At 39.8% G+C, this 11797-nt stretch carries 8 protein-coding genes; all 8 read left to right on the forward strand.

The features are described 5' to 3' along the window. Positions 1-253: 253 nt before the first annotated feature. The 8 genes from JMY09_RS12645 (at position 254) to JMY09_RS12680 (ending at position 11686) form a co-directional block, all read left to right on the forward strand. Positions 254-3436: a type I restriction endonuclease subunit R gene (locus JMY09_RS12645; RefSeq protein WP_201624083.1), complete on the forward strand. Its 3183-nt coding sequence runs from the start codon at positions 254-256 to the stop codon at positions 3434-3436. Between the two features lie 124 nt (positions 3437-3560). Continuing rightward, entirely contained in the window at positions 3561-4376 is an 816-nt protein-coding gene (locus tag JMY09_RS12650; protein ID WP_201624084.1) for a DNA-binding protein, read from the forward strand. 1117 nt (positions 4377-5493) lie between these two features. Further along, positions 5494-5814: an H-NS histone family protein gene (locus JMY09_RS12655; protein WP_201624086.1), complete on the forward strand. Its 321-nt coding sequence runs from the start codon at positions 5494-5496 to the stop codon at positions 5812-5814. Between the two features lie 444 nt (positions 5815-6258). Beyond that, the gene (gene gspN / locus JMY09_RS12660) at positions 6259-7065 is read left to right on the forward strand and encodes a type II secretion system protein N (protein ID WP_227677318.1); all 807 of its coding nucleotides are present in this window, start codon (positions 6259-6261) and stop codon (positions 7063-7065) included. Between the two features lie 8 nt (positions 7066-7073). Continuing rightward, positions 7074-7979 (forward strand): type II secretion system protein N, encoded by a 906-nt coding sequence (locus JMY09_RS12665; RefSeq protein ID WP_227677319.1) that lies wholly within the window; start codon positions 7074-7076, stop codon positions 7977-7979. A gap of 157 nt (positions 7980-8136) precedes the next feature. Beyond that, the gene (gspD, locus tag JMY09_RS12670) at positions 8137-10395 is read left to right on the forward strand and encodes a type II secretion system secretin GspD (protein ID WP_201624090.1); all 2259 of its coding nucleotides are present in this window, start codon (positions 8137-8139) and stop codon (positions 10393-10395) included. 52 nt (positions 10396-10447) lie between these two features. Then, a complete protein-coding gene (locus JMY09_RS12675) occupies positions 10448-10624 on the forward strand; it encodes a hypothetical protein (protein ID WP_201624092.1) in 177 nt (58 codons plus the stop codon). A gap of 87 nt (positions 10625-10711) precedes the next feature. Beyond that, positions 10712-11686: a hypothetical protein gene (locus JMY09_RS12680; RefSeq protein ID WP_201624094.1), complete on the forward strand. Its 975-nt coding sequence runs from the start codon at positions 10712-10714 to the stop codon at positions 11684-11686. Positions 11687-11797 lie beyond the last annotated feature (111 nt).

An 11797-nucleotide genomic window follows, 5' to 3' on the forward strand; every position in this document is an offset into this window, starting at 1 on the left:
GTCATACCCTCATCTAAGCTTTTCAGGACTTGTTTGCGATAATCTAGGGAGTAAGTCATGGTCATTTATAGTAATAATCGTTTAGTTGACTCATTCTATAACATTTTTGAAGTCAGGTGACTATAGTCTCATAAGTAAGTTTGATATATATGCTGAGAGACTATTTAATAAGTTCTTTATAAAACAAGAAGAGTCTTTACATCTAAATGAGCTGAGAAAAATATTACTTCAAAATATGGCTAGAGTATAAATTATGAAATTCACCGAAGACAGGCTTGAACAAGCTATCATTGATCTATTAGCGAGTGCGGGCTATCCGCATACGATTGGCGACGTGCTTGATCGTTCTCAGGAAGAGGTGCTCATCAAGTCTGATCTGCGTGCGTTTTTGGCGACCCGTTATCAAGATGACTCCATCACTGACTATGAGATTGAGTCCATCATTCATAAGCTCGAATACCTTCCTGCTTCCGACCTTTACGATACCAACAAAGCTATTATGAAGTTTATCGCTGATGGGTTCTTGTTGAAGCGTGAAGATCATACACAGAAAGACCTGTATATCCAACTTATTGACTATGATTTTATAGATAACAACACTTATCGAGTCGTCAGTCAAATGGAAATCCAAGGATTTGAATTACGTATCCCTGATTCGATTCTTTATATTAACGGTCTGCCATTGGTCGTATTTGAGTTTAAGAGTAGCATTCGTGAAGAAGCTACTATGTTTGATGCTTATACCCAACTGACTACTCGTTATGAGCGTGATATTCCAGAGTTATTTAAGTACAACGTTTTATGCGTTATCAGTGATGGGGCTAACTCAAAAATGGGATCTTTCTTTGCACCCTATGAGTTCTTTTACTCTTGGCGTAAAGTAACAGGCGATGAAAAACTTAGCAAAGATGGTATCAGCTCGCTACTAACCATGATTAGCGGCTTGTTTGACAAGCGACGACTGCTCGATGTCATTCGTGATTTTATCTACGTTCCTGATACTTCAAACAAACAAGAAAAAATCGTTTGTCGATATCCGCAATACTATGCTGCAACTAAACTGTACGCCAATATCAAGCAACATATGAAGCAGATAGACACTGATGGTATTTTAGTCAATGATAACGGTCTACGCGATGGTAAAGGCGGTACATACTTTGGCGCAACAGGCTGCGGTAAAAGCTTTACTATGCTTTTTCTTTCACGTTTATTGATGAAAGATGTTGAGCTAGGTAGTCCAACTATTATTCTTATTACGGATCGTACAGACTTAGACGATCAGTTATCTAATACTTTTACTAATGCTAAGACTTATATTGGTGATCAGAATATCATCAGTGTAGAAAGTCGTGCTGAGCTAGGAGAGGCTCTTAGAGGGCGCAAAAGCGGTGGCGTGTTCCTTACTACCATTCATAAGTTTACGGAGGACTTAGCCCTACTCACAGAGCGTACAAACGTTATCTGTATCTCTGATGAAGCACACCGTAGTCAAATCAATTTAGATCAAAAAATTACCGTCACTGAGGACGGTGTTAAGAAGACCTACGGCTTTGCTAAATACCTGCATGATTCCTTGCCTAATGCAACTTACGTTGGCTTCACAGGTACACCGATTGATGCGACTCTAGATGTGTTTGGCGAAATAGTGGACAGTTATACTATGACAGAGTCAGTACATGATGGTATTACGGTTCGCATCGTCTATGAAGGACGTGCAGCCAAAGTCCTATTAGATGGTAGGCAACTCGACGAAGTAGAAAAATACTATAAAGCAAGCGCGGATGCTGGTACTAATGAATATCAAATAGAAAAAAGCAAAAAGGCTATGGCTAGTATGTCAACTATACTAGGCGACCCTGATCGTATTAGAGCCATTGCAGAAGATTTCGTTGAGCATTATGAAACGCGAGTTAATGAAGGCACTACTCAAAAAGGCAAGGCGATGTTTGTGTGTAGCAGTCGAGAGGCTGCCTACCAACTATATAAGGACATCATAGACCTACGCCCTCAATGGAACGAAATAAGAGCTTGTGAAGAAGGTTCGACTTTGTCTGAAAGCGACCAGAAAAAGGTCAAACCGATGGAGCGAGTCAAAATGATTATGACCCGTAACAAAGATGACGAAAAAGATATGTGGAACAAGCTAGGTGATAAAGCTTATCGTAAGGAGCTAGATCGTCAATTTAAGAATGGAAAATCAAACTTTAAGATCGCTATCGTAGTCGATATGTGGCTAACAGGCTTCGATGTACCATTTTTAGATACTATCTACATTGATAAGCCATTGTCAAAGCACAACTTGATTCAAACCATATCACGAGTGAACCGTAGGTTCGAAGGTAAAGAAAGTGGTTTAGTGGTTGATTATATTGGTATCAAAAAACAGATGAACTTGGCACTTTCACATTACACAGGTGGTCAAGTGAAAGAGCTAGAGGATATTCAAAAGTCAGTCGTCATAGTGAAAGATCACTTGAGCCTTCTTGACAAGCTCTATCATAAATTCGACTCTAAGCCTTATTTTCAAGGTAGTCCGAAAGAGCAGTTAGAGTGTCTAAACAGCGCAGCTAACTATGGTCAGCGAACACCAAAGCTCGAAAAAACCTTTATGGATCTTACCAGACGTATAAAGTCTGCTTATGATATCTGTGTAGGTAGCGAAGATTTAACCCAAGAACATAAAAATAAGATTCACTATTACTTAGCTATTCGTACAATCATCTTTAAAATAACAACTGGTGGTGCGCCAGACGTTGAGCAAATGAACCAAAAGGTACGTGATCTAGTTAAAGATGCACTCATAAGCGATGGTGTTGAAGAAATATTTAAGCTAGGTGATAGTACAGATGGCGAGATTGATATCTTTGATGATGACTACTTAGCGAAGCTTGAAGTCATCAAGCAACCCAATACTAAGCTACAGTTACTACAACAACTATTAGCGAAGGCGATTGGTGAGATGAGTAAGACCAATAAGGTTAAGGGTGTTAATTTTAGTAAAAAAATGAATGCTCTTGTTGAGAAGTATAATGAGCGTGACGAGCAGGATATCCTTCGAGCTGAGGTTATTGGTGACTTTTCTGACGAAATTATCAAGCTCTACAATGAGCTACGTGAGGAAATGGCATCATTTGGTGAGCTAGGTATTAACTTTGAAGAGAAAGCTTTTTATGACATTTTATTATCACTAGCTCATAAGTACGACTTTGTTTACCCAGAAGATAAATTGCTAGATCTATCTAAAGTTGTAAAACAAGTGATTGACGATAAATCCAAGTACACTGACTGGAATAATCGAGACGATATCAAAGCAGAGTTACAGTTTGACTTAATGGTGCTACTAGACGAATGGGGTTATCCGCCTGTTGATCGACGTGAGGTCTACAAAGAAATATTTGATCAAGCTGAGAACTTCAAGAAGCATCGAACCGTATAAATCATATTTGCATAAGTATGAGTCCCTTATATAAATGAATAAGGGACTTTTTTTTAAATATTTTTGTATCATGTTGTATGTTATATGATATAATATACAACATACAATAACAAGGTATTTCTTTATGGCACTTACTACAGAAATTATTCATGAAAAAGCTGATGAACTTTTAAGCAATGGTGTCCAACCTACTCTTGCTAGGATTCGACATTCTCTAGGTGGTGGTTCGTTCACTACAATTAGCGAAGCTATGAAATTATGGCGATTGGAACAAGAAATAGAAGAGGATTTAAGACAAGTTGAGTTGCCTAATAGCATTGAGAATAGGCTACAAGCTTTAGGGGCTGATATGTGGCAATCGGCTATTGATATTGCCGAAGAACGTCTTCTGTCTGAAAGGAATGCGCTTGCAGTGGCACAAAAAAAAGCGCGTACAGAAGTCTATGAAGCTCAAGAAGCCGTCAAAACGCTAGAGACAGAACAAGCAGACTTATTAGTACAGTTGGATGAATTAAGTGATAAAGCTAAGATAGCTAAAGAAAACTCAGAAGAAATGAGATTAAAGCTAAGGGAGGTAGAGGTAGATAGCAAAAAACAAGTTGATGATGTTCTCAAAACTCTTAGCGATACTGAGCATAAGCTTGAAATCCAAAAAGAACGAGCAGAAGACAGTAATGCAACAATTAATAGCTTAAAATTAGAGTTAAATGAAGTAAGAGCAGAGCTAACGCGTGCTTTAGAAAGCACTGCCTCATACAAAGCTATGAATGATTCTCACACTGTAGAAATAGAACGATTAAAAGCGGAGTTGGCAGAGAGTAAAAAACAGCGGACTACTCTTCAATCAGAGCGTGAAATAGCTATTCAGAATTTGTCAAAAGCTGAGGGTAAGTTAGAGATACTTAACGAGCAATTAGAAAAAGCCAAAAACGCATCTTAATTGCTCAGAAGCAATGCTTATTTATAATAAGACTGTTAGTTAACAATTTAGTAAAGATATAACATTTAAGTCTTTACATAATATTTTGGATTTACACCTAAAAAAGTATATTAAACTAACTAATTTTAGGGTAAGGTTGACAAAAATGAATATTTATTATTCACAAGCTATATATAGTAAGGTTTTTAAATAATTTTAATTATCTTTATAAGAACTACCTTTCTAGGATGATAAAACCTAAAGCTTACTAGTTAAGTTAATAACACAAATAGTATCTACTAGAGCCTCGTTAATACGGGGCTTTTTGTTGTCTGTGGCTGACTAAGTAATGACTAAGTAATGACAAAGATGACTATAGAGTTTTACAACTATATTTAGCATTGACGGATATAGCACAATAGAGCTGTTAATATTTGCATGCTAATTGCTGACTAGTAGTGTGGCAGGGCAAGCTACTGAGGCAGGCGGTTACTGTGCTAGGAATGCTGCTGGCATTAGCCCTAGTAGCTATAAAAATCATTTGGCCTCAGTAAAGCCAGATAAAGATATAAAAGTAACAGATTAAGCTTAGAGATTATCTTATAAATAATGAATATTGCCATAATATTATGAGCTTTAATAATTATTTTATAGTTGATTTTAATGCTTATTAGAAAACCTCTATAATAATAAGGGATTTTATACTTATACTATTAGTTAAATAATGTTTAACTTTTAAATTATAATTTCTTATCAAGGAGTTATTTGCGGTGACTATTAAAATGTTGATATCAATACAATATTGAATGGATAGAGCTATTCATCAAAATAATAACAGGTAAAGGCTACGTACTTATGTCCATATTGCCAATATAGAAAAATTATTAATTATTAATCAATGTTTTCTAAATACTAATGATAAATAAAAATATAGTAATTAGTGGTTGTTATAGATTAATTTTCTGTTTATATTACATACGCTTAATTGATTTACATTTAATTATTCAATTCAAGAAAAGCTTGTAGCTATTGATAATTCTATTTATTCGTTTTGTGATATATATAGTTTATTACTTATTATTTATTGCAGATCAATAACTATCCAGCTAACAGCCATTATTCTATAACCGAGACAATTATGACTAATAATAGTATTAATTTAGAAAGTTTAAACGTAGCTGAGCTACGTGCTATCACTGAAAGTGCACAGCAACTTATCACGCAAAAACAACATCAACGTTTGCATGATGCTTATGTACAATTTGAAAAAATAGCCAAAGATAACGGCTGTAGCATAGAAGAGATTTTGAAGGCTGGTGAAAGCCTAGAGAAAAAACGTAGTATTAAATATCGTAATACTGAAAACAATAATGACACTTGGACAGGCCGTGGTCGTAAGCCAACTTGGTTGATCGAAGCGCTATCAGCTGGTAAAGATCTAGAAAGTTTTGCCGTATAAATCTTGCTCGTTGATGGGTTTGTAGAGCGCTATTAAGCAACAGTATCAGCACGATCTTTGGTTATTAATGTAGATCTGCTTATGGCTATTAACTGGCGTTGGCCTAATTATTGTAATCAACTATTTAGTAATCACTACTCATTCATATTGATTACTGAGCAGTGATTATTGGTTCTCGATAGTTATAAATATTGATTATAACTATAGAGGTTCACTACTGTGGTTAACTAGTTGATTATCTGCTAACTGAGCCAATACTGTTTAAGTAGCTACAGTCTTACTAAATTAACAGTTAGTAAGCGCTAAACTTCCAAGCATTTCATAAAGCCAGTATCTTTTATTGTGACTAATCGCAGTAAAATATACTGGCTTTTTAGCTGTCATTTTTAGGCGATTGTTTGTTATGATAATGTGGTTTTGAAATTATAAAAGAGTATCTTATCTGTGCCACAAGCCTCTATTCCATCTAATAAGCATCCCCGTAAAGTATGGTGGTTAATTGGACTGCTAGTATTTTCGTTGTTTGCTATATTGCAAATGCCAGCAGCGTGGATAGTAGAAAAGTACGCGCCAGAGTCGCCTTATATACAACATGTGTCCGGTAACTTATGGCAAGGCTCAGCTATTTGGCAAGTGCCAGTGTCAGAGGTAGCCATGACTGGGTCGCTGCAATGGACGTGGCAACCTTGGCAGCTTCTATTAGGCAAAATAGCAGCTGAATTCGATATTAATAGTGGTCAGACTAAGCTAGATGGGCAAGTAAAAGTAGCACGTCACTCATGGCAAATCGATGACATGAATGGCAAGATTGCACCTGAGACTTTGAGTCAAGCAGTTAAATGGCAATTACCCAATACCCCAATGCAAGTCAATGCCGTATCGCTGCAACGTCATTCTGCCAAAGGTGAAGACGCAGCTGGGTTTAGTGCAGCGTCTGGACAATTAACTTGGGTAGGCGGTGAAGTTGGCTATCCTAGCGCTGGTAAAGTTTTTTATATTACTATGCCAGCATTACGTGCTCAGCTGAGCACCGAACAAAAAAATAACAATGCTACTCTGCATCTTAATTTACTCAATAACCAAGACAAACGCTTAGGTGATCTTTATCTTGATGGCAATAATATGCTCGATGTGAGCTTGACTCAGCGCTTACTCGAAAATATGGCAGAATACAAAGGTGAAGCGCCGCAGGATACTCCCGTGGTTAGCGTACGTCAGCCACTATTGGCAGGGTTAGGGGTCACTAATTGAACACAGTGATGAGCCGTCTAAAACCTGTAGTCGATATTCTTAATCGTTTGTCAGCATGGCTGCTGCTGCTCGCTATAGGTTGGTTATGTTGGACAGCGGCGCGGCTGCTATGGTTATTGTTGGCACCGCCTATAGCACCGGCATTGCCCATAGCAGCATTGCAGAATATTCCTAGCTCTGTAGCTGATAATAGTAGTTTGTTTGCTATATTTTCTGAGCCTAATTCAGCGGCAGTGGCGGCACAGCCACCACCGAATGTAGTGCTAAAAGGCGTGCTATTAGCGATACCTGAGCGTTTGTCATCAGCGCTACTGGAGGTCAATGGCGAAGTAAAAAACTATCGTATCGGTGAGAGCTTGCAGGACAGTGGTTATACTTTAGTGGCGGTAGATTGGAATGCGGTGGTTATTGCCGATAAGGCTAGTAAACAGTCCGTTATTAGTATGGCTGATGCTATGCCCTTAGATCAGAGAGGCTTAGCTGCTAATGCTATAGGCAATAGGCGTTCATCCAATACACTTAATAACGATTCTATAGATTCTGCATGGCCACAGCCTACAGATATAGCTAATAACGCTGCTAATAATACTGACAACAATGCTAATAGCAATAATCCAACTTCAGCTATCGGTGGAGCCGTAAGTGAGCTGCAGCAGAATCCTGCCAACTACTTAAGTAGTGTGGGGCTAATGGCCTCTGGTGACGGCTATCAAGTAACGACAGCTACGCCTTCAGGCCTACGTAACCGCTTGGGTCTAGAGCCTGGGGATCGGGTAATGTCGGTAAATGGTCAACAGGTCGGTAATAATCCTAGTCAAGATGCCAACATATTGCAACAAGCACAAAAATCTGGTGAAGCGCAAATAGAGGTGAAACGTGGTGAGCAAGTAATCACTATTCGACAACCCTTCTAAATGGATTGGCCTAAAATCGTCACCTTTATTTATAGTTAATGGAAATATTTCACTCTATAAGTGTATAGCAGTATCTGTAGTGAAGCATATTTTGATAGCGTTTTAGCTTATATTCTTTGGCATTTAATAAGTAACATCACAATGGGTAATTATCACCATGGTAAGTTTACATAAGTTTGTAGTAACCCCTTTACGCAATGCTTTACAGCGTTGTTTATATATAGTTCGCCCATTATGTTTAGCATTGCCACTATGGGCAGCTATGTGCGGACTTGCCAGCGCTGAGAGCTGGAAGGTTAACTTGCAAGATGCAGACATCAAAGCTTTTATTAATGAAGTAGCTACTATCACTAATCAGAATTTTGTGCTGGATCCGCGTATCAACGGCAATGTGACGGTTATCTCTAATCGTGCGCTGTCTCGTGATGAGATTTATCAGCTGTTCTTAAGTGTGATGCAAGTGAATGGGATTGCGGCGATTAATTCGGGCACTACTATTAAGTTAGTACCCGATAGTGTGGCTAAGCAAACCGGTATTGCTGTCGATCTGCGAGGTAATACTGTCGGTGAAGCGTTAGCAACGCGAGTGATTTACTTGACCAATACTCAAGCCGCCGAAGTGCTAGGGGTGATTAGACCTTTGATGCCGCAATCAGCACACGCTGCTGCTGTGCCAGGCGTTAATGCGCTGGTGCTATCAGATCGTGCTGACAGTCTTAATCAATTAACAGCACTAATCCGCGATTTAGATAGCAATGTCAATGACAGTCTGCGGGTTATTCCTCTACGCCATGTCGATGCTGAGCGGATGATGGATCTCATTAGTGCGCTAGTGACTAGTGCAGGGGGCGGGCAAGCACAAGGCAGTGACCAGCTAAAAGTTATCGCTGATGCTTCAAGCGACAGGCTGCTAGTGAAAGGTAGCCCTGAGATGATTGCTAAAGTGCAGGAGATGGTTAATCAGTTAGACACTACGCCTACGCGGCGCTTGAGTGGTTTGCGCGTATTTCGACTCAAATATGCTAGTGCCAATCATATAGCGCAGATGCTACGTGGCTTACTTGCCAATCAGTCGATTAATAGTGCAGGGGCGACTTCAACTTTGGAGTCAGCATCCCTAACTGATACTAGTGCTACTGGCGCCACCCTTAATACAGCCTCGGCAGTGCCCAGTGGCAATAGCATCAATAGTAGCAGTAATAATAGTGGCAATTTAGCAGCTTCTACCGGTGGTTCAGCAGTAGGTATAGGGGGTCGACCCTTTAGCATTATCGCTGATGAAACCCAAGACGCAGTTATCGTTAATGCTGCCCCTGAGCTGATGTTTGAGATTGAAGATGCCGTCAATCAGCTCGATAATCGCCGCGCCCAAGTACTGATTCAAGCTGCTATCGTTGAAGTTTCAGGCGATGATGCCACCCAACTTGGCGTTCAATGGGCGCTAGGTAATGCTAGTAGTGGTTATGGCGTGGTGAACTTTAATAACGTTGGCGCTAGTGCCGCTTCACTTGCCGCAGCTGCTTTGTCTAAAGGCACTGGTATCAGTGCCGCTGCTGGCTCTATTGCTGGCGCGCTACTTGGTGTTGGTAGCAGTCGAAAAGATAGCAAAGGTAACACCGAGTTTTATGGGGCTATCTTGCAAGCGTTAGATTCATCCACTAGTGCCAACCTATTGTCCATGCCCTCAATCTTGACCTTGGATAACGAAAAGGCCAGTATCTTAGTAGGACAAAATGTGCCATTCGTCACTGGCTCTTTTACCACTAGCGGTAACTCATCAACCAATCCATTTCAGACTATTGAGCGCCAAGACATCGGTATCAATCTTAACGTCATTCCCCATATCGGTGATAATGGGACGGTGCGTTTAGAAGTGTCACAAGAAGTCTCCTCAGTAGTGCCGGGTAGTATTGGCAATTCGAGCGGTTTGATTACTAATAAAAGCTTGATCAATACTACTATTTTGGCTGATGACCAACAGACTATTGCACTAGGCGGCTTGATGCGTGATAACAGCACTAGCAACCAGCAAAAGGTTCCAGGTTTGGGGAATATACCGCTGGTTGGTCGCCTGTTCCGCTCCGATAGTGATAATAAGCAAAAGAGTAACCTAATTATATTCTTACAGCCAACCATCTTGCGTGATGGTGGGGCAGTGGCGAGCGTTACTGAGCGCAAATTTAACCAAATGCGGGTTTTACAGTTAGTAATCGATAAAAACGGTACTATTAAACAATTACCGCTGAGTGGCACTGTAGGCTGGGATGGGGATATCAGTCAGGATTATGAGCTGATGAATCTTAATCCGCTGATACCTAAACGCGATCAAGCCCCCAAGCCTACGGCTACTACCCAAGGCTTTACTAGAGTAGATAGTACCAACTCTGGTATCACCACTTTTCCTTTAAACCCTTAAACCTTTATAAGTTAAAATATTCAATACGCCCTAATAAAATAGTGATAAGGTTATGAGTAATAGCAGCGACAAACACAGCAGTAAAAATAGTAATAGTAAGCCGAGCAAAAAAAAGTGGCTAGCCTTAACAGCGGTTGGAGTAGCCTTATTATTGATTCCAAGACGCAGTAGTTATCAACCTGCGCAGCGGCCTAGTATAGATAACGATAATGATGACTCTCGAAACTAATAATATTGAGTTAAAATTAACCAGAGTAGATTTATAAGCTTAAGGTCATTAAATGAGCTTTCACTATAACCGCTTATGGTAGCTGATATGATAAATGCCAAGCGCAACCAGTCAAAAAATATAGCCTCGTTATGGCTATCGGTAGTATTCCTGTTCAGCATCACTAGCTTGATAGGCTGTGATCAGCAGCCAAAATCTATGTTTGAACAACAGGCCGATAATAAGGCTGCCGATAAAATTGTTATCGCCTCCGATGATCAGAGCGTGCTAATAAAGCCTGACCTTAGCAAAGACCGTATTAGTGGCGAAACTAATAAAATGGCTGCTATACAAGTCAATAAGCAACAAGCTATTGCCCATCAGCGCAACTGTGATCCTAACAAAAAACCTTGTCAGTATTTTGAGCTAAATGTGTTGGGGTTTGTACCAGAGCAGCCGTGGTTAAGCAGTATTATGTGGAAAACCATAGCCCAGATACTAGCACCAAGTACGCCGTTAGCTAGTCAAGACCAAGCCGCTAAGAATACAATCTTGATGTTGCTTAAACAAATAGAATACAGTGAACAAGCCGTTAATACTTCGTCGTTATACCAGCGTATCGATACCGAATTAGTATTGAATCGCGTTGGCACAAGCAATGCTGCTATTGAAGCTAGTTCTAAATCTGAACCTATGGCGACGGGCTATCTATTAGTGCGCTCAACTGTGAAGCGTGGCAGTAGTCCGCACCATCTTGACTATGTCATGTTAGATATACAAAAAAAGCTACAGCTCACTATTGAAGATATTTTATTACCGACAGTCAGCACTGATAGCTTGCTATTAGCCTTTGAAGGGGCCAAAGAAGACTGGCTGATCTCACAAGGGGTAGCAAAGGATTCTGTTGATGATTGGTCGTTGCCATTGTCACAGCAATGGTATTTGGATGAGCAGGGCTTACACTTAGTTTATCAATCAACAGAGCTGCTAGAGGTAGATACTGAGGCAGCAGACTTGCTAGTGCCTTATAGCCAATTAACGGCTTTGATCAAGCCTGCTTATATAGTGCAAAAGCACAGTTAAAAAGCACAGTTAAAAAGCACAGTTCAAGAGCCTAACCACTAAAAACGCTTCACAAACAGCTTTAGTTATAGCCAATAGCAACGAGCTAGAAGGGCAACGCTACTCAAGCTA

Origin of the sequence: Psychrobacter urativorans (assembly GCF_904846695.1) — a bacterium.
Taxonomy (GTDB): domain Bacteria; phylum Pseudomonadota; class Gammaproteobacteria; order Pseudomonadales; family Moraxellaceae; genus Psychrobacter; species Psychrobacter urativorans.